We start from the raw sequence: 26,218 nt of genomic DNA on the forward strand, positions 1-26,218 counted from the left end.
GGTGGATTATTTCACGGTTTCTGCCCCGGCAAGCAGAAAATTGCACAATCAGTGAGCGTCGCTCTCCAGCAGTGTTCTCAGACCCGCGGCTTTATTTTCAATTTCACACCACTCTGCCTGCGGATCCGAACCGGCAACAATGCCTGCTCCGGCATACAAATCCACCCGGCTGCCGCTGATTTTCGCACAGCGCAGCGACACCGCAAATTCACTGCGGGACGGGCTGCAATAACCGCCGCTGCCCGCATACCAGTCACGGTCAAACGGTTCGTTATCCCGTAAAAAGGCCAGCGCGGCACTGCGCGGCAGACCGGCAACGGCGGCCGTCGGCTGCAGACGCTGTAAACAATCACTGTCACGGGGGGCATATAACGTGGCAGAAATAACACGGTAAAGATGCTGCACTTTGCGCAGGCGGATCACCGCCGCTGCACTCACATCCAGCGCACTGACTGCCCCCTGCAGGCGCTGACAAATATCATCAACCACCACACTGTTTTCATGCACATTCTTTTTATCAGCCAGAAGCCATTGCGCCGCTTGTGCCGCGCGGTCATCTTCCGGATAGTTTGCCACTGTTCCCGCCAGCGCTTCGGTATACAACTGAGCTCCGGCCCTGAAATAGAGGCGTTCCGGCGGTGAAGCCACAAACGCAGTATTTGGTCCGGTGGCAAGCATATAGTGAAAACAGCGGTGATTGCAGTCACAACTGGCCTGCATAAATGCCGCCGGAGAGACCGGCGCGGAGAGTTCCAGTGCGGTTTTACGGGCCGTCACTACTTTTTCTATTTCTCCGCCGGTAATGGCTGTCACCGCATCCGTCACCAGCTGTGTCCAGCCCGCTTCATCCGGCTGATGCCGCGCACTGATAACCGTGCTGTTCAATGCCGGAATTTCTGTCTGCCAGACCAGCGAACGCAGAAATTCTGTGGTCTCTTCCGCCGGGCGGCGGCTGTCAATATTGACCAGAAAGTGTGTTTCACTGCCGGATATCCGCAGTTCGGCACGGGGAACAAACAGATAACTGCCGCCGGTACCCTGTGGCGGAGACGGGGTATCAAACTGCCAGCTGTTCAGCCCCCAGATCCGGATTTGACTCTGTGCCGGTAAGGTATCCAGCAGCGCCTGAGCATCACTGATATGCGTGAAGCGACACACTTCCCCGCACACTGCCGCTGTTTCTGTACCGTCGCGGTGCTGCCAGTAGAATTGCGGCCAGCAGGTCTGCGCATTCAGCCAGCCGGTCAGCGCTGACGGGGGTAATACCGCTGCCAGTAATGGCGACAGAGTCACCGCGTACTGATAAATACCATCGGGTTTATTTTTGTTATGCGTTATTTCAGTACAGACCTGAGAAATAAAATCAGAAAAAAGAGTCACTGCTTGCTCCGGATATGCAAAATGCGCGGGTCTCTGTGATTATACGGTGAGATAAAAATTATTAAAACCATCCTTCTTTTTTATCCTTGTCACCGTTGTGCATTTTGAACAATTAATGCGGAAACCGATTCTGCTTCGGCCCCATTCACCACAGAGTTACGTATCTCATTACAGGGAGATATTTATGCACACACAAACCATGCCGGTTGACCGGATTATTACAGCGGATGAAATTGCCCCCGCCACGTTAAAGTTACTTCTGAATGAAGAAGACGATACTTTCCGGCCTGCGGGTATATTCACACATAATGATCTGGTTCATATCAAACGTTATATTCACTACGGAATGACCCTTCCCCGGGAAACAGAAGATGTTATTGAGTTTATCGGATACAGAGATACAGAGCTGCCCGGTTTTGAGCCTCATAATATTCAGCATTTATTTGTCCATATTCATCAGCATGCTCTGAGCTGGGAGCATGTTGAATCCATGACAAAACAACAGGCGATTGATCTTGAAATTGCCGGTGCCGCTATTACGGCAACCGGTAACTATATTCTGAATGCCATCAATGAAATGCCGGTGATCCGCCGGGCTGAAGTTTTATTACAGGATGCAACCGCGGATAAATTAAAAGATATCACTTACAGGAGGCAGGACAACGTTATTTCCGGAGAACTGACAAAAATATTATCTGCCATGAAAGACGATATTACGGAAGAACGGCAAAAAACACAGCAGGTAAAAAATATCATTTCCCGCTTCCGGCTGGAATTAACCGGCGGAACAGATGAATCCGGGAATGAAATTCCGTCTCTGATTTATGAAGTCAAACGTAAACAAAAAATATTATTAAAAAACCGGGATGGTGACACCACCCGCGAACTGCAGTCTGAGATACGGGTCAGAAATGAAGAGATTGAAATTCTGAAGCGCGAGTACAGCCAGTTTGTGAAGCTCTCATTCTCCGGTCTGGTCGGCGGTATTATCGGGCTGATTATCACAGGGGGTATTTTTGGTTACCGCGCCGAACAGGTACGCCGCCGTAAAAATAAATTACTGGAAGAAGTAGCAGAGCTGGAAGAACAGGTTATTTCCCGGCAAGCTATACAACAGCTGATTATCAGACTGGATAAAGAACTGAGCACACTGGACGGTTATTTTACTGATGCTCATGTTGCCGTCGATCATCTCGATTTCATGTGGCAGGTCATGCTGACAGAAATTACTGAATCCCTGAATACCTTTATGCAGATAAATGATGCATACAGCCTCTTACAATTTTCTTTGCATCTGAAAAAAATCACACTTCCCTGGCAGCGTGTTCGTGGCTATGCAAAAGAACTCGTCGCTATTTTTGATACCGCTAATCTGGCAGCATAATGAAGGAGATTATTATGATATATTCTGACATCAATCCTGAAAACATTACCCTGGCACATATTAAAGCTAAAATTAATGATATCAGTAAGAATATTGAAGCATTGTCATTACCTACCGCTGATCTGCATGCTCAGCTCCGTGATATTAAAAAATGGCAGACACGGATGCTGAATATTATTTCATCAGAATCCGCAACCATTTATTCTCAGCTGCATAGTTTAGATCCGGATGTTCTATTTAATGCCCTCTCTTCGGATACCGAAGCTAATTCTTTTTCACTACCTCATGAAAAACAAATTTACGGGTTTTTGCTCAGTCAGATTAATACCATCTATCATTCTGTGAATACGATTAATACTCAGTTTAATACTGAATATGATACTACCGCGCTCCCGTTACTGCAGGGCGGATTATTACATCAGCAGTCCTATCTGGACAAAACGATCACCATGGCACTGCCGGATATTGAAAAATTTACCTGTGATAAATTGTATTGGGAGGAAAAACTGGCTGTAATTATTCAGTCAGAAGAGATTATTCATCAGCGCGGATTTCAGTCAATCTTCGGTACAACCACACTGCCAACCGCTGAACAACTGAAGGATGTAGAGTTGTCCTCTTCCGAACGATTTATTCTCAATGAACTCCAGCGTGTTATTTCCGCTGTAGTAAATACTCTGACAGAGGGGCTGAGCTATGCTCAGCTGGTCGATACCAGAACAACAGTCAGTCAACGGATCTATGATCTCAGTAAAATTATCCGTAATCTGAAAAAAGACCTGAAACACATGCAGGATCAGATGCAGGAAGTCAGTAATGCGCAGGTGTTACTGCCTGAGCTGCGGGAATTTAACAACCGGATCAGTACGGTATTATTGCACTGGCTGCAAAGTGTCAGTCAGTATGAGCCTTATTTAAGCCAGAATGTCCCTCTTCCCGGGCTCGATAGCCTTATTCTGGCGCACCGCCGCTATTTTTCGATCTTTATCGGTATGGCATAAAAAAACCGGGCTGATTTCAGCCCGGTTTTTCTCAGTACAGATATCAGTAACTCAGAACTGCGAATCCGGTCAGTGTGATAAACGGCTGCGGCCAGATACCGAGCACGACCACGATAATCGCGGAGAGCAGAACCACAATACCGCCTGCACTCATCGCCCAGTTGGATGGTGCCATACGGGCCGGAGATTCCGAACCGCGGATATAGAGGCTGATCATCATACGCAGGTAGTAATACAGACCGATTGCACTGCCGAGTACCACAGCGGCTGTCAGCCACCACAGTTCCGCATTCACGGCGGTCGCCACCACGAAGAACTTACCGATAAAGCCGAACGTCATCGGGATCCCGGCCAGTGACAGCATCATTACGGTCATGACCGCAGCCAGAACCGGCTTACGCCAGAACAGGCCGCGATAGGCATGCAGGGAATCCGCATCCGGCCCGGTGTACGGACTGGACATCAGACTGACCACACCGAACGCACCGAGGCTGGCAAACAGATAACCGGCCAGATAGATACCGGCCGTTTCTTCCGCTAGTTTCGGGTCATTCACCGCGATAAAGGCCACCAGCAGATAACCGAGGTGTGCGAGCGAAGAGTAACCCAGCATACGCTTGATGCTGTTCTGGGTGATCGCCATCAGGTTACCGAACAGGATTGAGGCAATCGCAATCACCGTCAGAACGGTCTGCAATGTCCCGGAATCCGCCATCGGCGCGAGTACCAGCAGGCGCAGCACCGCAGCAAAAATCCCGATCTTGCTGGCGGTCGCCAGGAAGGTGGAGACCGGTGCCGGGGCACCCTGATACACATCCGGTGTCCATAACTGGAACGGGAACAGTGACAGTTTAAAGCCGATACCGACAATCATCATCCCCAGTCCGGTCAGAACCAGCGGCTGGTGAATCTGACTGTCCGCCAGGCTGCGGCCTAAGCCCTGAAAAGATAAGTCACCGGATTCCGCGTACAGCAGCGCCATCCCGAACAGCAGGAACGACGAGGCCGCCGCTGACATCAGCATATATTTGATGGACGCTTCCAGCGAGCGTTTCTGGCGGAAGGCATAGCCGATCAGCCCGAACAGCGGCAGTGTCAGCAGTTCAATCCCGATAAAGAAGGACGCCAGGTGATCCGCGCCCGACAGCAGGATGCCGCCGAGTGTGGCAATCAGTACCAGCAGATAGAACTCTTCTTTGTTATCCGGATAGGTCTCCAGCCATGAATACGCAAAGGTCGTGGTGGCCAGTGACGAAATCAGGATAAGCCCGGTGTAAAACATGCTGTAGCCGTCGATGTGCACCAGCGGTGTCACATCCATCGCCGGCTGCTGTCCGACAAAGTACAGAGACAGCAGCGCAAGGTTCAGACCGACGACGGTCAGTGTGGCATTAATAAAGTGATCGCGTCGCCACGCAATGGACAGCATCACAACCACCACTGTCAACCCGATAATCAGCAGTGGTGAGAGTGCGATCAGTTGTTGAGGAGTTATTGTCATGGCGCGTTACAACCCTGTATTTGAAATTGAAGCAGTGTACCACTGCTGAATGTTTGCCATCGCCGCTGACGAGGTATCCAGCACCGGCTGCGGGTAAACACCCAGAATCACCAGTAAGACCACCAGCAGCATCACGATGGAAAATTCACGCAGATTCATGCCCGCGATTGGCTCTTCCGACTTCGGTGCACCGTAATACGCCTGCTGCATCATCCACAGTGCGTAAACAGAGGCAAACACCAGACCTGCCGAGGAAATCACGGTGATCAGGGTGTAGCTGCCGAAGCTGCCGAACAGGATCATGAATTCACCGACGAAGTTACCGGTGCCCGGCATCCCGAGCGTTGCCACCGCAAAGAACAGTGACAGCGCAGGCAGGAATTTAATCCGCTTCCACAGACCGCCCATCTGGCGCATATCACGGGTGCCGAGGCGCTCATATAACTGACCGCACAGAATAAACAGACCCGCCGCAGACAGACCGTGTGCAATCATCTGCACCACCGCACCCTGATACGCCAGCATACTCGCCGAGTAAATCGCAATCAGCACAAAGCCCATATGCGACACGCTGGTGTAGGCGATCAGACGCTTGATATCCGTCTGTTTGAACGCCATCCACGCGCCGTAGAAGATACCGACGACACCCAGCCACATGGCAATTGGTGTGAAGTCCGCAGAGGCTTCCGGGAACAGCGGCAGACTGAAACGCAGCAGACCATAAGCAGCGGTTTTCAGCAGAATACCCGCCAGGTCGACAGAACCTGCTGTCGGCGCCTGACTGTGTGCATCCGGCAGCCAGCCGTGCAGCGGAACCACCGGCATCTTGACCGCAAACGCGATAAAGAAGCCCAGCATCAGCATATACTGCACACCGTAACTCATCGGCGTGTTCAGCAGATCTTCATACGCGAAGCTCCACTGGCCGGTGGCGTTATGATGAACAATCGCCAGTGCCATAATGGCAATCAGCATCACCAGACCACTCGCCTGGGTGTAGATGAAGAACTTGGTTGCCGCCCCGATACGGGTTTTGCCGTCGGAACCACTGTGTCCCCACAGTGCGATCAGGAAGTACATCGGCACCAGCATCATTTCCCAGAAGAAGAAGAACAGGAAAAGATCCATCGCCAGGAACACGCCCATCACACCGCCGAGGATCCACAGCAGGTTCAGATGGAAGAAGCCCTGATACGGCTGGTTTTCACCCCAGGAACAGAGGATAGCCAGCAGGCCGAGCAGCGCGGTCAGCACCACCATCAGCAGCGACAGACCATCCAGAGCCAGATGAATATTGATACCGAAACGCGGGATCCACTCCAGGAAATACTGCTCCTGCCAGTCCGGAACGCCTTTCGGGTTAACTAAGCTGTAGTTCCCCTGCATCCACAGATACAGAGAAAGAAATAACGTGATCCCCATCGCCAGCAGCGCGATCCAGCGCGGCAGCTTTGTGCCGAAGCGCTCAGCCTGCCAGCACAGCAGGCCGCCGATGAAGGGAAGTAAAATCAGCCAGGGTAATAGCATGGCGCAATGTGTCCCTTATTTAAACCAAAAACAGCAGAGCGAGAACCAGCACTGCACCCAGCCCCATAGAGGCGATATACCAGCGGACCTGTCCGTTTTCACTCAGGCTCAGTCCTTTGTTACTCCAGCGGGCAAACAGCGCAGGCAGATTCATCAGGCTGTTCAGCGGGTCACTCTGCAGCAACCAGCCCACCGCTTTGAACGGCTTAACAAAAATCGCATCATACAGGTCATCAAAGCCCCATGCGCGGAACCACCAGGCCGAGAAGAAACGTCCCGGCGCGGAATTCGCAACCGCTGTCACCAGCGTACGACGGCCCAGCCAGAGCATTGCGGCCAGCACAATCCCCGCTACAGCAACCACACCGGAAATAATTTCGGTAGTCAGTTTGCCGTCAGCAGAACCGGTAAGGGTTTCCGCCGGGAACACACCGTGCAGCGGCTGCGGGATAAAGGCACCGGCTGCAGTGGAGAGCACCATCAGCACCAGTAACGGGAAAGTATGGGTAAAGCCTTTCACCGCATGCGCCTGTGTATGCTCTTTGCCGTGGAACACGATGAAAATCATCCGGAAGGTATAGAGCGATGTCATAAAGGCACCGACCAGACCGGCGATAAACAGCGGGTTCTGACCCTGAACCACCGCACCCCACAGAATTTCATCTTTACTGTAGAAACCGGCGGTGATGAGCGGCAGTGCGGCCAGTGCGGCACCACCCACCAGGAAGCAGAGATAGACAAACGGAATTTTTTTCCGCAGTCCGCCCATCTTAAAGATGTTCTGCTCGTGGTGGCAGGCCAGGATCACCGAGCCGGAGGCCAGGAATAACAGGGCTTTGAAGAATGCATGGGTCATCAGGTGGAAAATCGCCGCATCCCACGCCTGCACACCGAGTGCCAGGAACATATAACCAATCTGGCTCATGGTGGAGTAGGCAAGAACACGTTTGATATCCGTCTGCACCAGCGCGGCAAAACCGGCCATCACCAGGGTGACAGCACCGACCACGCCGACTAAATGCAGCACTTCCGGTGATAACAGGAACAGCTCATGGGTACGGGCAATCAGATACACACCCGCGGTTACCATGGTTGCGGCGTGGATCAGTGCCGAAACCGGTGTCGGACCGGCCATTGCGTCCGCAAGCCAGGTCTGGAGTGGTAACTGCGCGGATTTACCGACCGCACCGCCGAGGATCATCAGAGTCGCCCAGAAAATCAGGTCAGAACCGGCCGCAATATGCTGCGGAGCCAGAACCGCCAGTTCACGGAAGCTCAGGGTGCCCAGTTTATCCCACAGGATAAACATGCCGATCGCCAGGAACACATCACCGATACGGGTGACGATAAAGGCTTTCATTGCCGCTGCGCCGTTGGCCGGGTTGGTGTAATAGAAGCCGATCAGCAGATAACTGCACAGCCCCACCCCTTCCCAGCCGAGGTACATCAGCAGCATATTATCGGCCAGCACCAGAATCACCATACTGGCGATAAACAGGTTGGTGTAGGCGAAGAAGCGGGAATAGCCCTCTTCACCGCGCATATACCAGGAGGCATACATGTGGATCAGGAAACCGACACCTGTGACCACACCCAGCATGGTCAGCGACAGGCCGTCCAGCACCAGGATAACCGGGATGGAGAAGGAAGCGGTATCCATCCATGTCCACAGTGTCTGCTGATACACCCCGCCGCCGTTAGCGAAGAAATCCATCCCCGCCCACAGCGCTGTGAGTGCCGCCAGTCCCACCGAACCGGTGCCGATGGTGGCTGACACATTTTCTGACCAGCGGCCGCGTGAAAAGGCTAATAACAGAAAGCCAATCAGCGGCAGCAAAATGGTTAAAAAGAGTAAGTTCATCCGCGCATCTCACTGACTTTATCAATATCCAGATCCTGACGCTGACGATGCAATTGCAGCAACAGTGCCAGCCCGATACTCGCTTCAGCCGCCGCCAGACTGATGGCCAGGATATACATCACCTGTCCGTCCGGCTGGTTCCAGTAGCTGCCGCCGACGACAAACGCCAGAGCCGCCGCGTTAATCATCACTTCCAGACCAATCAGCATAAACAGCAGATTGCGGCGGATCACCAGACAGGTGAAACCGAGGATGAAGAGCACAGCCGCGAGAATTAATCCGTGGTGCAGAGGGATCATGCTTTTTCCTCCGTGTTGCGCTGACTGACAATATCGCCGCCCGCTTTTTCGTCACGCCCGATGTGGTATGCCACCACCAGACCCGCCAGCAGCAGGAAGGAGGCCAGTTCAACCACCAGAACATACGGGCCGAACAGACTGATACCCACCTGTTTTGCGGTAACCACCTCACCGGCGATACCGTTATCTTTCAGAGAGCTGATGCCGTAAATCATCACGCCGAGCAGAACTGCCGAGAGCAGGCCCGGCCCCATCCAGACAGACGGGGACAGCCATTTGCGTTCCTGGTCGACAACCGCCCGCCCGAGGTTGAGCATCATCACCACAAACACGAACAGCACCATGATGGCACCTGCGTAGACGATAATCTCCAGTGCCCCGGCGAAATAGGCGCCGAGAGCAAAGAAGACCGCAGAGAGTGCCAACAGCGAGGTGATCAGATACAGCAGCGCATGCACCGGATTGGTCTGTGTGATCACACACAGCGTAGCCAGAATGGCGATCAGTCCGGCGACATAAAAGGTAATTTCCATGGATTTTCTCCCCTTATGGCAGCAGACTTTTCACATCAATCGGCCTGGCTTCGTTGTCGGCTTCGCCTTTGGCTTTGCCCGCAACCGCCATCCCGGTTTTGTGATAGAAGTTATAGTCAGGATATTTACCCGGACCGGAGATTAATAAATCTTCTTTTTCATACACCAGATCCTGGCGCTTAAACTCACCCAGTTCGAAATCCGGCGTCAGCTGGATTGCGGTGGTCGGGCAGGCTTCTTCGCATAATCCGCAGAAAATGCAGCGTGAGAAGTTGATGCGGAAAAATTCCGGATACCAGCGGCCGTCCTCATGTTCTGCTTTCTGCAGAGAGATACAGCCGACCGGACATACCGCGGCGCACAGGTTACAGGCGACACAGCGCTCCTCACCGTCCGGGTCGCGCGTCAGCACAATCCGGCCTCGGTAGCGCGGCGGCAGGTAAACCGGCTCTTCCGGGTACATCTGGGTTTCGCGTTTATGGAAGGCATGAAGCCCTATCATCCAAATACTGCGTACCTGGGTGGCGAAACCAACCACTAACTCTTTCAATGTCATGGTTCAATCACCCCTTATTGAGCTATCAGGATCACGGCTGCTGTCACCAGCAGGTTTATCAGTGTCAGCGGCAGACATACTTTCCAGCCGAATGACATCACCTGGTCATAACGCGGTCGCGGCAGCGACGCACGGATCAGGATAAACATCATCATAAAGAAAGCGGTTTTCAGCGCGAACCAGACAAACGGCGGCAGGAATGGTCCGTGCCAGCCCCCGAAGAACAGCGTCACAATCAGGGCGGAAACTGTCACGATACCGATATATTCCCCGACGAAGAACAGACCGAACTTCATCCCCGAATATTCAATGTGATAACCGTCCGCCAGTTCCTGCTCAGCTTCCGGCTGGTCAAACGGGTGACGGTGACACACTGCCACGCCCGCAATCGCAAAGGTGATAAAGCCGAAAATCTGCGGAATAACGTTCCAGACTGTGGTCTGGGAGTTGACGATATCCAGCAGGTTAAAGGAACCCGCCTGCGCCACCACACCCAGAACCGAGAGTCCGAGGAACACTTCATAACTGACCGTCTGCGCCGAGGCACGCATTGCGCCGAGCAGTGAGTATTTGTTGTTACTCGACCAGCCCGCGAACAGAACAGCATATACCGCCAGTCCCGCCAGCATCAGGAAGAACAGGATCCCGATATTGAGATCCGCCACCACCCAGTCCGGGCTGACCGGTACAATCGCAAAGGCCAGCAGCAGCGAGGTGAATGCCACCATCGGCGCCAGGGTGAAGATAAAGCGGTCAGCGAATTTCGGTGTCCAGTCCTCTTTAAAGAACATTTTGATCATGTCCGCGACCAGCTGGAGCGACCCGCCCCAGCCCACACGGTTCGGCCCGTAGCGGTTCTGGAACAGCCCCAGCAGGCGGCGTTCACCGAAACTCATAAAGGCACCGCAGGTTACAACCACCAGCAGGATCACAACGGCTTTGAGAACATTAATCAGCACATCGATTAATTCAGGTGTAAACCAGCTGCTCATTGTGCCACCTCCTGCAGATTAACCGCCGCACCCGCCAGTACCGGCGAAATGCCCGGCATACCCAGCGGCAGACCGATTTGTCCGGCTGTCAGCTGTGTGCTGATACGCACCGGCAGTGTCAGTGCGCCGTCAGTCAGCTGTACCGACAGAATCTGACCTTCCGCCACATTCAGTTGCTGTGCATCCTGTGCATTTAACATCACATAGCTGTCCGTCATACGTTCCTGAATCACTGGTGCCCGCTGTGATAATTCCTCACTGCCGAACAGGTGATAATACGGCGCAACCGTCCAGACATTCTGCTGCGGCGCAAATGCCGCCGGAATGGTACTGAAGTAATCCATACCGCCGTCTTTTTCGCTGAACAGACGCACACCCGGATCACCGAAACGCAGATGACCACCCACTTCCGCCTGGAATTTGTTCCATGCCTGCGGTGAGTTCCAGCCCGGCGCCCAGGCAAACGGAATTTGCTGACGCGGTGCTGACGGGCTGTTGTTCCCTTCCATCGAGAAGGCAAACGCCGTGTCTTTGTCCTGCGGCTGACGCTGCTCGTGCACACTGACATTCGCCAGCATCGCGGTACGCCCGCTGTAGCGGTGCGGCTCACGGGCCAGTTTCTGTCCGCGGATACGGAATGCAGCATCCGGTGCGGCATCTTTGATCCCGGCCAGGTGCGGCATCTGTTCAATGCAGGCATCAATCACATGATCCAGCTGTGACCAGTCACGGGTGTTTTCATTGAGGTCATTGTACAGGGCAGTCAGCCAGCGCCAGCTTTCATGCATAATGATGGATTTGTCGTAGAAGGATGGCTCATAGACCTGGAAGAAGCGCTGTGCGCGGCCTTCGTGGTTGATGAGTGTACCGTCACTTTCCGCAAAACTGCTGGCGGAGAGGATCAGCGAAGCCTTATCCATAATGTCAGTGCGCTGATGATCCAGCACAATCACATTTGCTGCTGCATCCAGCGCACGGTCAACAGCGGCTTTATCCGCATGGCGGTAAAGGTCGTTTTCCATCACCACCACGGTATCCGCGCTGCCGTCTGCCAGCAGAGCCAGTGCTTTATCCAGCGGCTGCGCTTCTGTCATGGCGGCACCAAAGCTGTTGGCTTCCGCGCCGACAAAGGTCAGCCCGGCGTCAATACCTTTATCTTTCAGTGCCCAGGCCACGTTTGCCGCCGCCTGAATCAGTGCATCACTGCCCGGATTGCTGCCGCTGATAATCAGCGGTTTTTTCGCACCGTTCAGCGCCTGTGCAATCATTTCAGCCTGTGCTTTCACATCCGCAGGTAAATCCGTGACTGCCGGCGCGGTGTTATCAATGATATTAGCAACAGCAAAGCCCAGACGCGCCTGGTCATCCACCGGCGCGTTGTAGTGCAGTGCCGCCACATCTGCCAGACGGGTGGTATCCACCGCCGTGACAAACAGCGGGTATTTCGCACGCTGACCGATATTCTGGATAGCGGCAATCTGCCAGTCCGCCACTTTCTGTGCTGCGGCCATTTCGCGGGCTTTGCCCTTCACGGCCTGACGGACAGAGAGTGCCACACGGGCAGCGGTTTGAGTCAGATCTTCACCCAGCACCAGCACGGCATCATAGTTTTCCATCTCACGCAGTGACGGGGTATAGATACCGCCCTGCTGTAAGATTTCCAGCATCATTTCCAGACGGTGCTGTTCACCGGCGGACAGGCCGCTGAAGAAGTTTTCCGCCCCGACCAGTTCACGCAGTGCAAAGTTGCTTTCCACACTGGCACGCGGCGAACCGATACCGATGGTGCGTTTCGCGTGATACAGCATATCTGCTGCGGCACGTTCCGCCTGCTCCGCATTGATGGTGATCCAGTCATCACCACGGCGCTGCTGCGGCTGACGCGGACGGTCATTACGGTTGACATAACCGTAACCGAAGCGGCCTTTGTCGCACAGGAAGTAATGGTTGATGGTACCGTTATAACGGTTTTCGATACGGCGCAGTTCGCCGTAACGCTCGCCCGGGCTGATGTTACAGCCGACGCTGCACTGCTGGCAGACGCTCGGTGCAAACTGCATATCCCATTTGCGGTTATAACGTTCAGAGTGGGTTTTGTCGGTAAAGACCCCGGTCGGACAAATTTCCACCAGGTTACCGGAGAATTCACTTTCCAGCGTGCCGCTTTCCGGACGCCCGAAGTACACGTTGTCGTGTGCGCCGTAAACCCCGAAATCTGTACCGTCCGCATAATCTTTGTAGTAACGGACACAACGGTAACAGGCGATACAGCGGTTCATTTCATGTGCAACAAACGGCCCCAGCTCCTGATTCTGATGAGTACGTTTTGTGAAGCGGTATTTGCGCACTGAATGCCCGGTCATGACGGTCATATCCTGAAGATGGCAGTTACCGCCCTCTTCACAGACAGGACAATCGTGCGGATGGTTGGTCATCAGCCATTCCACCACACTTTCCCGGAACTTTTTGGCTTCTTCATCATCAATCGAGATAAAGGTGCCGTCCTGTGCCGGTGTCATACATGACATTACCAGACGACCACGGGTGTCATCGGCATTCTGATATTGCTTTACCGCACACTGGCGGCAAGCGCCGACGCTTCCCAGCGCCGGATGCCAGCAAAAATACGGAATATCAAGTCCGAGCGAAAGACAGGCATGCAGCAGGTTATCCGCGCCGTCGACTTCATATTCTTTGCCGTCTACATGTATTGTAGCCATAGTCAGCATGCTTCCAAAAGGCCTGCTATGCAGGCGTTAAACGAAAATCCGTAAGGGATCACCAGCGCTGCTTCAGCAGGTTCGGCTGGATCCCGGCAATGGTCTGCACGTTGCCGTAAACCGGCTGTACGATCCCCGCTTCAAATTCATCACGGAAATATTTGATCGCACTCTGTAACGGCTCTACCGCGCCCGGCGCGTGTGCGCAGAAGGTTTTACCCGGTCCCAGGAAACGACATAATTGCTCTAATGTCTCAATGTCTCCCGGCTGGCCTTCCCCTTTTTCTATTGCGCGCAGAATTTTCACGCTCCACGGCAGTCCGTCACGGCACGGTGTACACCAGCCGCAGGATTCACGGGCGAAAAACTCTTCGAGGTTACGGGTCAGTGACACCATGTTGATTTCATTGTCCACCGCCATTGCCAGCGCCGTTCCCAGACGGCTGCCCGCTTTGCCGACGTGCTCAAAATCCATCGGTAAATCAAGGTGATCCTGTGTCAGAAAGTCGGTTCCCGCACCACCCGGCTGCCAGGCTTTTAAAGTCAGTCCGTCGCGCATGCCCCCGGCGTAATCCTCAAGGATTTCACGGGCGGTGGTGCCGAACGGCAGTTCCCAGACACCCGGATTTTTCACGCGGCCGGAAAAGCCCATCAGTTTGGTACCGGCATCGGTGCTTTTACCTTCACTCAGACCGATATACCACTCTTTGCCGTGTGCCAGAATCGCCGGTATGTTACACAGGGTTTCGACGTTGTTGACACAGGTCGGTTTACCCCAGACCCCGGAACTGGCCGGGAACGGCGGTTTGGAGCGCGGATTGGCGCGGCGGCCTTCCAGGGAGTTAATCAGTGCGGTTTCTTCCCCGCAGATATAACGCCCGGCACCGGTGTGCACAAACAGCTCAAAATCAAACCCGCTGCCGAGGATATTTTTCCCCAGCAGACCGGCGGCTTTCGCTTCTTCAATGGCATGACGCAGATGTTTCGCTGCCTCAATGTACTCGCCGCGCAGGAAAATATAGCCCCGGTATGCTTTCAGGGCGAAGGCGCTGATCAGCATCCCTTCCACCAGCAGGTGCGGCAGTTGTTCCATCAGGAGCCGGTCTTTGTAGGTACCCGGTTCCATTTCGTCGGCGTTACACAGCAGGTAACGGATATTCATGCTCTCGTCTTTCGGCATCAGGCTCCACTTCAGACCCGTGGAGAACCCCGCACCGCCGCGGCCCTTCAGACCCGCATCTTTGACAAGATTTGTGATCTCATCCGGTGCCATGCCTTTCAGGGCGCGTTCCGCCCCCGCATAACCGTTTTTACTGCGGTATTCATCCAGCCACACCGGCTGATGGTCGTCGCGCAACCGCCAGGTGAGAGGATGCGTTTCCGCAGTACGGCAAACCGTTTTCACTGTCATGGATACTGCTCCAGTAACGTTTCAATGGCTTCAGGCGTAACGTGACTGTGGGTATCTTCATCAACCATCATGGTCGGCCCTTTGTCACAGTTTCCGAGGCAGCAGGTCGGCAGCAGCGTAAAGCGGCCGTCGGCGGTTGTCTGTCCCGGCTGAATATTCAGTTTGCGCTCGAGTGCGGCCTTGATCCCCTGGTAACCGGTGATGTGGCACACCACGCTGTCACAGTAACGGATCACATGACGGCCGACCGGCTGACGGTAGATCTGGCTGTAGAATGTCGCCACACCTTCCACATCACTCGCCGGAATGCCCAGCACATCGCTGATGGCGTAAATCGCGCCGTCTTCCACCCAGCCACGGTGCTTCTGCACAATTTTCAGTGCTTCGATAGAGGCGGCACGCGGATCTTCATAATGGTGTTTTTCCGCTTCGATTTCGGCGCGCTCTTCGTCACTCAGCACAAAATCAGGCTGTTTTCCGGCTGGCTGCGCCGCATTCACTGCGCCTTGCAGTGCTTTTTTTGCTTCAGGGTTCAGTTCTTGCATAATCAGCGATCCACATCCGACATAACGAAATCGATACTTCCGAGGTACACAATCAGGTCAGAGACCAGGCTGCCGCTGATCACCGACGGGATCTGCTGCAGATGGGCATAACTTGGTGTACGGATTCGGGTACGGTAACTCATGGTGCTGCCGTCACTGGTCAGGTAGTAACTGTTAATCCCTTTCGTGGCCTCAATCATCTGGAAAGATTCCTGAGCCGGCATCACCGGACCCCATGACACCTGGAGGAAGTGGTTAATCATGGTTTCAATGTGCTGTAACGTGCGCTCTTTCGGCGGCGGCGTGGTCAGCGGGTGATCCGCCTTGAACGGCCCTTCCGGCATGTTTTTCAGACACTGTTCCAGAATGCGCAGACTCTGGCGCACTTCTTCCACTTTCAGCATCACGCGGTCATAGCAGTCGCCGTTAGCGGCAACAGGCACTTCAAAATCGAAATTTTCATAGCCGGAATACGGACGCCATTTACGCACGTCGAAATCAATCCCGGTGGCGCGCAGACCGGCACCGGTCACACCCCAGTCGAGGGCTTCTTTCGCGTTGTAAGCGGCCACACCGACGGAACGGCCTTTGAGGATGGAGTTTTTCAGTGCGGCAGTGACATAGGATTCCAGACGTTTCGGCATCCAGTCGAGGAAATCACGCAGCAGGCGATCCCAGCCTTTCGGCAGATCGTGTGCCACGCCGCCGATACGGAACCAGGCCGGATGCATACGGAAACCGGTAATGGCTTCCACCACATCATAAACTTTCTGGCGATCGGTAAAGGCAAAGAAGACCGGCGTCATCGCCCCGGTATCCTGAATAAATGTACTGATATACAGCAGGTGACTGTTAATACGGAACAGTTCTGACAGCATCACGCGGATCACATCCACACGTGCCGGAACTTCAATCCCCGCCAGTTTTTCCACCGCCAGCACATACGGCATCTCGTTGACGCAGCCGCCGAGGTATTCGATACGATCAGTGTACGGAATGTAGCTGTGCCAGGACTGGCGCTCGCCCATTTTTTCCGCACCACGGTGGTGGTAGCCGATATCCGGCACACAATCGACAATCTCTTCACCGTCAAGCTGAAGGATGATACGGAAAGCACCGTGAGAAGACGGGTGGTTCGGGCCGAGGTTCAGGAACATAAAGTCCTCGTTCTCGTTGCCGCGTTTCATGCCCCACTCTTCCGGTTTGAAGGTCAGCGCCTCCATTTCCAGATCTTCTTTCTGTTTGGTCAGGACAAACGGATCAAATTCCGTTGCCCGCGCCGGGTAATCTTTACGCAGCGGATGCCCTTCCCAGGTCGGCGGCATCATAATACGGCGCAGATTCGGGTGTCCGTCGATAATGATACCGAACATTTCCCAGGTTTCACGCTCATACCAGTTTGCATTCGGGAATGCGGAAATCACCGTCGGCACATGCAGGTCGTTTTCACTCAGCGCCACCTTGAGCATGATATCGCGGTTACGCTCAATGGAAATCAGGTGATAAAACACGGAATAGTCCGCCGCCGGCAGACCTTCGCGATGGGTGCGCTGGCGCTCATCCGTCCCGTGCAGATCGAACAGCATCACATACGGTTTCGGCAGCGATTTAAGATAAAACAGTACTTCCAGAAGCTGCTCACGCTTCACCCAGACGACCGGCATCCCGGTACGTGTCGGCTGAACCGTAAATGCGTCAGGACCGAACTTACGGCGCAGCTCCTCAATTACCGGATCATCCAGGTAATCGTGAGTCTGCCACGCGGGACGCTGTGCGGTCTGCGTATTACTTTCTGTCATCATTCTTCACCACAACAGTTGTTCAGGGTTCAATGGACGCAACACATTGCAAATATTGCGCCCGGTGGCCCGAAAGCCTTAAATTTCGTCCGGGGAGCGCAGGTTGGTCACTGCAATCCGTTCACCGCGTTTTCGTTCTTTTTCTGACTGCATATTGGCGCGGTAAACGCCCTGATCACCCACCACCCACGACAGCGGGCGGCGCTCTTTTCCGATAGATTCCTGTAACAGCATCAGTGCCTGCATATAGGCTTCAGGACGCGGCGGGCAGCCCGGGATATACACATCCACCGGAATGAATTTATCCACGCCCTGCACGACAGAATAAATGTCATACATACCGCCGGAGTTGGCACAGGAGCCCATGGAGATAACCCATTTCGGTTCCAGCATCTGGTCATACAGGCGCTGAATAACCGGGGCCATTTTGGTAAAGCAGGTTCCGGCCACAACCATAAAGTCCGCCTGACGCGGGGAGGCACGCAGCACTTCCGCACCGAAACGGGCAACGTCGTGCACCGCCGTAAAGGAGGTCACCATCTCTACATAACAGCAGGAAAGACCGAAGTTATACGGCCACAGGGAGTTTTTACGGCCCCAGTTAACCATATCGTGTAATGCATGCTCGAGTTTCCCCATATACACGCTGCGGTGAACGTGCTGCTCAAGCGGGTCACTAACAACCTCTTGTTTTTGCAGGGGATAACGGTCATTCTCACCGTTTGGATCGATGCGGGTGAGCGTATAATCCATCTTGTGCCTCACTATTGACTACGGTTGATTGTTATTGATTTTGTTCACAACGCTCGGGTGTTTCACCTCGCGGCGCGAACGTGCAGGAGTCCAGTCCAGCGCGCCGATACGTGCCAGATAGAAAAGACCTGCCAATAACACCAGAATAAAGATCGCGGCTTCGGTGAACCCTATCCAGCCCGATTCTCTGACCGAAACAGACCAGGCGAAAAGGTATAAGGCTTCAACATCGAAAATCACGAAAAACATGGCAACCAGGTAGAACTTTGCAGACATCCGCAGACGTGCGCTGCCGACCGAGTCAATACCTGATTCGTAAGGGAGATGTTTGGCGCGTGCTTTTGCACGGCCCCCGAGATAACGGGCGCCCAGCAACATAAATGCACATAACCCGAGAGCACCTAAAAGATAGATGGCAAATGCCCAGTTATGGGCCAGAACTTCAGTGGCTGTTGACATACTCATTGCTTACTCATTAAAGGTGGTGTTGCCTGCCGTACCTGCATACAGCACCACAGCGACACACGAGAGGAACAACTCAGTGGCGGATACAACACTTATCGTGATGAGAAAGCCGGTAACCCGGATTGTTCCCCGCTCTTCCCAATTTTATTACAAACCGTCAACTTAAGATTAACCCGTTGTGCGACTTTATCGCTAAAACGTGTCAGTAAGTAACTAAATTGAAAATTAACTTTATTATATTAACGGATACATCGCTTTTACTAACCCATTATCTCAGGAAAAACCTGTCTTTCCATCGGCAAACAGGGGCAATATTTTTGATCTCAATCACAGTTTGGCTGAAAATTATTTAACAAATGATTAATTCATAACCGTTTCTTAAAACCTGAGAAAACAGGTCAGGTTTTTAACAAAGTTTTATTGCAATGTAATGAGCACTGTTAATTTTGGCAATCACAGAACATGCGTTTTGTTAACATTGTAACAAACAAGTAAACAAAACTGCGATGCGGCGCTTAAAACGGCATCAAAAACCTGAACACGGCGTGATGCTGTTAACATTTATATGATATTTCCGCGTAAGGGGGAGAGGATACAAAAAAGCCGGGGGAAATGATCCCCCGGCTGTGTGTCTGACTGTCACAAATTATGTCAGTCAGGCGTCAGATTATGACAGCGTTACTCCGCTGTTTTGTCATCGTCAACCGGTGTGACAGTATACGGTGTCTTCTTGTTTTCAATGGCCTGATACACCGTCAGCACTGACTCGCTCTGCTCGTCACTGTTGCGGTATAACCAGTACTGAATTTCCGGCAGACGCGGCAGCCCTTCGCTGACGCTCAGAATACGCAGGTCGGCATTCTGCATTTCCAGCGGACGGGCTGTGATCCCGACTTCGGCATTCACTGCTGCGCGGACAGCAGAAAGTGATGCCGCCTCGTAAGCAATCCGCCACTGCACCCCTGCCTCATCCAGGGTTTCAGCCGCGAGATGACGGAACGGGTTGGTTTCGTCCATCACCACCAGCGGAATCGGCTCATTAGGCTGTAACTGGAAATCCGGCGCACAGTGCCACAGCACCGGCGCGGTACGCAAAGCAGTACGCGGGTGATGGGCAATACGCGCAGTGGTCAGCGCCAGGTCAATCTCGTGATTATCCAGCATACCTTCAATGTACTGGCTGCGTTTGATGCGGACATCAACTGCCATACGCGGGTATACCGATGCAATACGGTTGAGTAAGAAAGGCAGCAGTGAGTCAACGGAATCATCGGATGCACCGATGCGTAACTCCCCTTCTGCGTCGTTGTATGCCAGTGATGCGGTGGCATCATCATTTGCCCGCAGGATCTGACGGGCGTAACCTAACAGTTGTAACCCATGGTCGGTCAGTAATTTGTTACGACCATGACGCGCAAACAGTTCGCGCCCGACAAGCTGCTCGAGACGCTGCATTTGCTGACTGACGGCAGACTGGGTGCGGCATACTGCCGCAGCTGCCGCTGCGAAGGTGTTCAGATCCGCGACTGCCACGAACGTCCGCAGCAGATCGAGATCCAGGTTTAACACTGGACGGTTTGAATTTATCATTGTTTTTTCTTCACTAATTTTGATTTTTAATAACTACCTGGTGTTTATTGGCGTGAAAAATTGCTTCGCCAACGAAGACATTACCCTATACATCAGGGTAGAGTAAAACATAACTAACACTAACAAAAATACGTAACTGTGAGTAACTCCATTATGTAATGCTGCATACTAAAACAGCAGACCTGCTATACAAACACACAAATTTTTCGTATCTTACAACACTGTTTTCCGAATATTACGAAATAAGACAATTTGTAACTGACGAAAATGCATGCTGCCAATAAGCCTTGCTGCAATATAAACCCGATTATTCTGCAACTTTAAGGTCAAATACTCTGAAAACCACATTATGCCGTAAAATCCTATTAGTTATACTACTAATAATTACCAGCATCAGGGTTTAATATATAAGAAAAGATTATACAATTTCAACAACTGCTGACTATTTAGTAAAAACACTGTATTACTTTACCAATTATGATCTTCCGATAGATAACTTTACAAAACTCAATACCCCCTCCTCCTACCAGTTGTAAGCTCTGAATTAATCACAATATCAGGCATTATACTCCGCCATATCAATGATTAACCGGCACTCCCGATCCTTTCCAAAACAAATCCTGTTGTTTTTAACCAAAAGACGTTTACTGTCTTCAAAACCCCGTACGGTAAGAGTAGAGTGGGTTATAACGGGTTTTACCTGATAAAATATAAGATTAACGCGCTAAGGTCCTGAACAGATGAATATAATAAAGAAATCCAGCAAACTCGATAATGTCTGTTACGACATTCGCGGGCCGGTGCTCAAAGAGGCTAAACGTCTCGAAGAGGAAGGCCAGAAAGTTCTCAAACTGAATATCGGTAACCCGGCGCCGTTTGGTTTTGATGCCCCGGACGAAATTCTGGTTGATGTTATCCGTAATTTACCAAGCTCCCAGGGTTACAGCGATTCAAAAGGCCTCTATTCCGCCCGTAAAGCCATTGTCCAGTTCTACCAGGAACGCGGCATGCGCGATATGACGGTGGAAGATGTCTATATCGGTAACGGGGTTTCTGAACTGATTGTGCAGTCCATGCAGGCGCTGCTGAATAACGGTGATGAAATGCTGGTACCGGCACCGGATTACCCGTTATGGACCGGTGCGGTCTCCCTCTCCGGCGGTACTGCCGTCCACTATATGTGCGACGAAGAACAGGGCTGGATGCCGGACATTGAGGACATCAAAAAGAAAATCACCCCGCGCACCCGCGGTATTGTGGTGATTAACCCGAACAACCCGACCGGGGCTGTTTACAGCAAAGATTTGTTACAGGAGATTGTCGAACTCGCCCGTCAGAATGACCTGATCATTTTTGCTGACGAAATCTACGACAAAATTCTGTATGACGATGCCGTCCACCACTCTATCGCCGCGATGGCGCCGGATCTGCTGACCGTCACTTTCAACGGCCTGTCAAAAACCTACCGTATCGCCGGTTTCCGCCAGGGCTGGATGGTCCTGAACGGGCCGAAGAAACACGCCAAAGGGTATATTGAAGGGCTGGAAATGCTCGCGTCCATGCGTCTGTGTGCCAACGTGCCGATGCAGCATGCTATCCAGACCGCAATCGGCGGGTACCAGAGCATCAATGAGTTTATTCATCCGGGCGGCCGCCTGTATGAACAGCGCAACAAAGCCTGGGAACTGATTAACCAGATACCGGGCTGCTCCTGTGTCAAACCGATGGGCGCACTCTATATGTTCCCGAAATTTGATGCCAAGCGCTTTAATATTCACGATGACCAGAAGATGATCCTCGACCTGCTGTTACAGGAAAAAGTACTGCTGGTACAGGGTACTGCCTTTAACTGGCCGGAACCGAACCACTTCCGTATAGTGACACTGCCGCGTGAGGATGACCTGGAGATGGCGATTAACCGCTTCGGGCGTTTCCTCTCTCACTACCGTCAGTAATCGTTTCTGCTGTCAGCGGCTTCCCCCGGGAAGCCGTTTTTATTTACATCCCGCCCGGAACACCGCAGAATATCCGCTCTTGTTATCAACAGATTGCTGCCAGGAATGTTGTCTATGAGTTACTTTTTTGCCCACCTTTCCCGTCTGAAACTGATCACCCGCTGGCCGCTGATGCGCAATGTGATTCAGGAAAACGTCTCTGAACACAGCCTTCAGGTGGCGTTTGTGGCACATGCACTGGCCGTGATTAAAAACCGCAAATTCGGCGGCACACTCAATCCGGAAAAAATTGCCCTGCTGGCGATGTACCATGATGCGAGTGAAGTGATTACCGGCGACCTGCCGACACCTATCAAGTATTACAATCCGCAGATAGCTCATGAGTACAAAAAAATTGAGCGCATGGCGCAAAAGAAACTGATTGCCATGATCCCTGAAGAGTTACAGGCGGATTTTGCTCCGCTGATTGATGAAGACGCGCATTCACCGGAAGATGCGGCAATCGTCAAACAGGCCGATGCCCTGTGTGCCTATCTCAAGTGTCTGGAAGAGATTGGTGCGGGTAATACCGAGTTTCATCTGGCGAAAGCGCGGCTGGAAAAAACGCTGGAAGAACGCCGCAGCCCGGAAATGGACTATTTCCGCGACGTGTTTATTCCGGGATTCAGTCTGTCACTGGATGAAATCAGCCAGTAACCGGGCAACTGTGCTTTCATCAGGGCACACCGTCAGAACGGAAAGAGTAACGGGATCACCGCGATACTGATTGCCATAACCACCAGCGTAAACGGCACACCGATTTTGACGAAATCCCCGAAGGTGTAATTCCCCGGCCCGAGCACCAGCGTGTTTACCGGGGAGGAAACCGGTGTCATAAAGGCAGCGGATGCCGCCACACCCACCACCATTGCAAACGGCAGCGGCGAAACCTGCATTTCATGCGCTGCCTGGATAGCAATCGGCGCCATCAGAACCGCTGTCGCGGTATTCGAGATAAACAGCCCTATAGTCGCACACAGCACAAACAGGGCTGTCAGCATAACATGCGGGCCCAGATCACCGGCCACGTCCATCAGCCCGCTGACAATCAGCGTGATACCACCGGTTTTCTGTAATGCCAGCGCAAACGGCATCATCCCGACAATCAGAATGATGCTCGGCCAGTGGATTGACCGGTAAGCACTTTCCATATCGATACAGCGGAATTTCCCCATCAGCAGACAGGCAATCAGTGCCGCGATAAAATTCGGGATTTCATTGGTGACCATCATCGCCACCATCAGTGCCAGACAAAACAGCGCATGCGGTGCCTGGGATGCGGCCGGTACCACCGCCTCCGCTTCCGCCGCCAGGTTGAGCACAATAAAGTGACGCCGTTTGGTGGCCAGCACACGGATAATTTTCCAGTCCCCGACCACCAGCAGGATATCCCCGAGCTGCAGCGGCTCATCCACAATGTTGCCGTCAAGGGCGGCCCCGCCCCGGCGCAGACCCAGCACATTCAGCCCGTAACGGGTACGAAAGCCGATATCCCGCAGACTTTTGCCGATAAGCTCACTTTCCGGGTTCAGGGAGACTTCCGCCATGCCCACGTTCCGGGAGTGTTCGGAAAAATACTCACCGCGCAGGATCATCGGCTCCAGCATCTGCTCGGCACAAAATTCGCGTAAATCCATATCACTGGCAGACATATCTATCAGCAGTACATCACGGTCACGCAGCTCCATACCGCCGGTCGCGCCGACCATCACCCGCCGGAAACGCCGCCAGCGCTCAATCCCCACCACGTTGGCACCGTAGCGGGTACGCAGATGCAGTTCATCCAGCGTTTTACCGATCAGCGGTGAGCCGTTACGCACAGCAAGACGCCGCGCACGGCCACTCAGTTTGTAGTCACGGATAAGATCACGAAAGGTACGCCGTACATTGTCCCCTGCTTTCTCCGGCTGTTTGCTGCCCAGCCAGTGGCGGGCAATCAGCATATAGCCGACACCGGCCAGCAGGATCAGTAATCCGACAGGGGTAATCGAGAAGAAGTTAAAGCCTTTGATGCCTTCCATTTCCAGGACACTGTTCACCACCATGTTCGGCGGTGTTGCCACCAGAGTCATCATGCCGCTGATAAGCCCGGCGAAGCCGAGCGGCATCATCAGCCGCGAGGGGGAGATTTTCATACGTGCGGAGACACTGAGCACGACAGGGATAAAAATAGCCACCACGCCGGTCGAACTCATAAACGCGCCGAGCCCGGCAACACTGACCATCAGGAAGACCAGCAGGCGGGTTTCACCGGAACCGGCCACCCGCACCAGCCAGTCACCCATCTGATAGGCAACCCCGGTACGCACCAGCCCTTCCCCGATCACAAACAGGGCGGCAATCAGCAGAATATTGGGGTCGCTGAAACCGGCGACGGCCTCATTAACCGTCAGCGTACCACTCAGTACGAAAGCGGTGATCACCAGCAACGCCACAACATCCATCCGGACTTTGTTGGTGGTAAATAAAACAATGGCGATAAACAGCAGGGTCAGCACCCACACGAGTTCCGTATTCACCAACGTCCTCTTTCGTCAATGCCCGGACAGCGAACATCCTGTCTCATCGTTTTTGTTAACGCACAGCCCGTTTTCCCTCATCGTCTGATCGGTGCTGTGCAGCGGTGTTCCGGCTGTCAGCCGGGACGGCGGGTCAGTGTTACCGTACCGTCCGCCGCTTTCTCAACCTCAATTTCTGTCAGTGAATCCACCCGCATAGCCAGTTCATCCGTGCGCGGTGTTCCGGCAGGAACATGCACGGCAATTACCTGACAACCGGCATCCAGCCCGGAGAGCAGACCGGCGGTGGCATCCTCAAACACAAAACAGTCGCGCGGCGCCAGCCCCAGCTTTTCCGCGCCCAGCAGATAGGGCTGCGGATCCGGTTTGCCGCGGGTGATATTATCCGCCGTCACCCAGGCATCCGGCTCCGGCAGATTTGCCGCACTGTGCCGCGGACGGGCAATAGCCACAGAACCGGAGGTGACTATTGCCCACGGAATATCAAGGGAGGTCAGACGCGCCAGCAGTACCTGCTCCCCGGGCAGATCCGTGACCTGATCACTCTCCCTGATCTCCTGCTCTGTCACCCACGCCAGTTGCGCGGCGATTTCATTCTCATCCGCATCCGGCAGAAAATGGCGGATGGACTCAACCGCCGGTTTGCCGTGAATAAAATGTTTTACTTCATCCTCATCCGCACCGATACGGCGGGCAAACGCCAGCCAGGCACGCTCCACCACATGCAGGGAATCGGCCAGTGTGCCGTCCAGATCAAACAAAAAACCTTTTGCAGTCAGTGCCATGCGTGCCTCGCCGTTACGGATACCGGAATATTATGCGTTAAGGATCTGATTAATTTCCACTTCACTCAGGTGATACTGGCGCGGGCAGTTATGCCATGCACCCAGCATACGGACATATTTATCCCACATCGGCGTCTGGGAGTTAAAGCCGTGGCTGCCGCTGTCAAAGTGGGTATAACGCCCTTCCGTATTTACCAGAAAACGCACATAACTTAAATAACGTGCTTCGGTCGCCGCATCAAAACCTAAGAAGTGGATACGGCGCGGGTCGATATCTTTTGCTTCTTTCAGGTTGTCGAAGGAGATACGCAGTGCGTGGTACATTTCCATCATATCAATCACACGGCGGCAGATTTCTTCCGGCAGCTCGCCGAAATCGCGATCCAGTTCGCGCATCTGCAGCCCGAAGCCGCGCTCAATAATAGTCTGCTGGCGGCGGTAGCGCTCGGCATTATCCGGATCCAGCATAGCCATCATTTTATACTGGTTAGAGAGGATAAGGCGTTGTGCGTTGGTCATTTCCATGGTGTATCTCCTGAAAAAGTAATCCGGGGTATGGTCAGAATCATCGCATTACTCAAATCTATAAGATAGTGAAATACA

22 protein-coding genes are annotated in these 26,218 nt (G+C 53.2%); 4 read left to right on the forward strand and 18 right to left on the reverse strand.

Features of this window, described 5'->3' with window-relative positions; genetic code table 11:
• Positions 1 to 48: 48 nt before the first annotated feature.
• Complete coding sequence (locus tag HMPREF3119_RS12995) at positions 49 to 1,380, reverse strand: isochorismate synthase (protein ID WP_070579962.1); 1,332 nt, start codon at positions 1,378 to 1,380, stop codon at positions 49 to 51.
• A 184-nt stretch (positions 1,381 to 1,564) separates the two neighbouring features.
• On the opposite strand from HMPREF3119_RS12995, the gene HMPREF3119_RS13000 reads away from it, so the two are divergent.
• Together HMPREF3119_RS13000 and HMPREF3119_RS13005 are read left to right on the forward strand one after the other, a co-directional pair.
• Complete coding sequence (locus HMPREF3119_RS13000; protein ID WP_004239873.1) at positions 1,565 to 2,764, forward strand: alpha-xenorhabdolysin family binary toxin subunit A; 1,200 nt, start codon at positions 1,565 to 1,567, stop codon at positions 2,762 to 2,764.
• Positions 2,765 to 2,778: 14 nt separating this feature from the next.
• The gene (locus HMPREF3119_RS13005; RefSeq protein ID WP_004239871.1) at positions 2,779 to 3,765 is read left to right on the forward strand and encodes an alpha-xenorhabdolysin family binary toxin subunit B; all 987 of its coding nucleotides are present in this window, start codon (positions 2,779 to 2,781) and stop codon (positions 3,763 to 3,765) included.
• A gap of 43 nt (positions 3,766 to 3,808) precedes the next feature.
• On the opposite strand, the gene nuoN is transcribed toward HMPREF3119_RS13005, so the two are convergent.
• From nuoN to hexA, 14 genes are all read right to left on the reverse strand, one after another.
• On the reverse strand, positions 3,809 to 5,266 hold the full coding sequence (gene nuoN / locus HMPREF3119_RS13010; protein WP_070579964.1) for an NADH-quinone oxidoreductase subunit NuoN: 1,458 nt from the start codon (positions 5,264 to 5,266) through the stop codon (positions 3,809 to 3,811).
• Between the two features lie 6 nt (positions 5,267 to 5,272).
• On the reverse strand, positions 5,273 to 6,793 hold the full coding sequence (gene nuoM / locus HMPREF3119_RS13015) for an NADH-quinone oxidoreductase subunit M (RefSeq protein WP_024473343.1): 1,521 nt from the start codon (positions 6,791 to 6,793) through the stop codon (positions 5,273 to 5,275).
• Positions 6,794 to 6,812: 19 nt separating this feature from the next.
• The gene (gene nuoL, locus HMPREF3119_RS13020) at positions 6,813 to 8,654 is read right to left on the reverse strand and encodes an NADH-quinone oxidoreductase subunit L (RefSeq protein ID WP_070579966.1); all 1,842 of its coding nucleotides are present in this window, start codon (positions 8,652 to 8,654) and stop codon (positions 6,813 to 6,815) included.
• On the reverse strand, positions 8,651 to 8,953 hold the full coding sequence (gene nuoK / locus HMPREF3119_RS13025) for an NADH-quinone oxidoreductase subunit NuoK (protein WP_004235168.1): 303 nt from the start codon (positions 8,951 to 8,953) through the stop codon (positions 8,651 to 8,653). The genes nuoL and nuoK overlap by 4 nt, the downstream gene beginning before the upstream one ends.
• Positions 8,950 to 9,486, reverse strand: coding sequence for an NADH-quinone oxidoreductase subunit J (gene nuoJ, locus HMPREF3119_RS13030; protein WP_004235166.1), 537 nt, complete (start codon positions 9,484 to 9,486; stop codon positions 8,950 to 8,952). The genes nuoK and nuoJ overlap by 4 nt, the downstream gene beginning before the upstream one ends.
• A 13-nt stretch (positions 9,487 to 9,499) precedes the next feature.
• Positions 9,500 to 10,042: an NADH-quinone oxidoreductase subunit NuoI gene (gene nuoI, locus HMPREF3119_RS13035; protein ID WP_024473345.1), complete on the reverse strand. Its 543-nt coding sequence runs from the start codon at positions 10,040 to 10,042 to the stop codon at positions 9,500 to 9,502.
• 14 nt (positions 10,043 to 10,056) lie between these two features.
• Complete coding sequence (gene nuoH, locus HMPREF3119_RS13040; protein ID WP_036417753.1) at positions 10,057 to 11,034, reverse strand: NADH-quinone oxidoreductase subunit NuoH; 978 nt, start codon at positions 11,032 to 11,034, stop codon at positions 10,057 to 10,059.
• The gene (gene nuoG / locus HMPREF3119_RS13045; protein ID WP_070579968.1) at positions 11,031 to 13,763 is read right to left on the reverse strand and encodes an NADH-quinone oxidoreductase subunit NuoG; all 2,733 of its coding nucleotides are present in this window, start codon (positions 13,761 to 13,763) and stop codon (positions 11,031 to 11,033) included. Before nuoG ends, nuoH begins: the two co-directional genes overlap by 4 nt.
• A gap of 49 nt (positions 13,764 to 13,812) precedes the next feature.
• The gene (gene nuoF / locus HMPREF3119_RS13050; protein WP_070579970.1) at positions 13,813 to 15,165 is read right to left on the reverse strand and encodes an NADH-quinone oxidoreductase subunit NuoF; all 1,353 of its coding nucleotides are present in this window, start codon (positions 15,163 to 15,165) and stop codon (positions 13,813 to 13,815) included.
• Positions 15,162 to 15,710 carry an NADH-quinone oxidoreductase subunit NuoE gene (nuoE, locus tag HMPREF3119_RS13055; protein ID WP_004235157.1) on the reverse strand — a complete coding sequence of 183 codons (549 nt, stop codon included), beginning with the start codon at positions 15,708 to 15,710 and terminating at the stop codon, positions 15,162 to 15,164. Before nuoE ends, nuoF begins: the two co-directional genes overlap by 4 nt.
• Before the next feature lie 2 nt (positions 15,711 to 15,712).
• Complete coding sequence (gene nuoC, locus HMPREF3119_RS13060) at positions 15,713 to 17,509, reverse strand: NADH-quinone oxidoreductase subunit C/D (protein ID WP_036406509.1); 1,797 nt, start codon at positions 17,507 to 17,509, stop codon at positions 15,713 to 15,715.
• A 78-nt stretch (positions 17,510 to 17,587) separates the two neighbouring features.
• Entirely contained in the window at positions 17,588 to 18,262 is a 675-nt protein-coding gene (locus tag HMPREF3119_RS13065) for a NuoB/complex I 20 kDa subunit family protein (protein WP_004235152.1), read from the reverse strand.
• 18 nt (positions 18,263 to 18,280) lie between these two features.
• Positions 18,281 to 18,727: an NADH-quinone oxidoreductase subunit A gene (locus HMPREF3119_RS13070; RefSeq protein WP_004235150.1), complete on the reverse strand. Its 447-nt coding sequence runs from the start codon at positions 18,725 to 18,727 to the stop codon at positions 18,281 to 18,283.
• A 678-nt stretch (positions 18,728 to 19,405) separates the two neighbouring features.
• The gene (hexA, locus tag HMPREF3119_RS13075) at positions 19,406 to 20,317 is read right to left on the reverse strand and encodes a transcriptional regulator HexA (RefSeq protein ID WP_004235149.1); all 912 of its coding nucleotides are present in this window, start codon (positions 20,315 to 20,317) and stop codon (positions 19,406 to 19,408) included.
• Positions 20,318 to 21,057: 740 nt separating this feature from the next.
• On the opposite strand from hexA, the gene HMPREF3119_RS13080 reads away from it, so the two are divergent.
• Together HMPREF3119_RS13080 and yfbR are read left to right on the forward strand one after the other, a co-directional pair.
• Positions 21,058 to 22,272, forward strand: coding sequence for a pyridoxal phosphate-dependent aminotransferase (locus HMPREF3119_RS13080; RefSeq protein ID WP_004235148.1), 1,215 nt, complete (start codon positions 21,058 to 21,060; stop codon positions 22,270 to 22,272).
• 114 nt (positions 22,273 to 22,386) lie between these two features.
• Positions 22,387 to 22,968 (forward strand): 5'-deoxynucleotidase, encoded by a 582-nt coding sequence (gene yfbR, locus HMPREF3119_RS13085; RefSeq protein ID WP_004235147.1) that lies wholly within the window; start codon positions 22,387 to 22,389, stop codon positions 22,966 to 22,968.
• Positions 22,969 to 23,000: 32 nt separating this feature from the next.
• Here yfbR and HMPREF3119_RS13090 read toward each other — a convergent pair whose 3' ends face one another.
• The 3 genes from HMPREF3119_RS13090 to HMPREF3119_RS13100 form a co-directional block, all read right to left on the reverse strand.
• Complete coding sequence (locus HMPREF3119_RS13090) at positions 23,001 to 24,830, reverse strand: SLC13 family permease (RefSeq protein WP_015422780.1); 1,830 nt, start codon at positions 24,828 to 24,830, stop codon at positions 23,001 to 23,003.
• A gap of 116 nt (positions 24,831 to 24,946) precedes the next feature.
• Entirely contained in the window at positions 24,947 to 25,615 is a 669-nt protein-coding gene (locus HMPREF3119_RS13095) for a sugar phosphatase (RefSeq protein ID WP_070579972.1), read from the reverse strand.
• A gap of 30 nt (positions 25,616 to 25,645) precedes the next feature.
• Positions 25,646 to 26,140 (reverse strand): YfbU family protein, encoded by a 495-nt coding sequence (locus tag HMPREF3119_RS13100; protein WP_004235144.1) that lies wholly within the window; start codon positions 26,138 to 26,140, stop codon positions 25,646 to 25,648.
• Positions 26,141 to 26,218: the final 78 nt, after the last annotated feature.

Source organism: Morganella sp. HMSC11D09 (genome assembly GCF_001807955.1).
Taxonomy (GTDB): domain Bacteria; phylum Pseudomonadota; class Gammaproteobacteria; order Enterobacterales; family Enterobacteriaceae; genus Morganella; species Morganella morganii.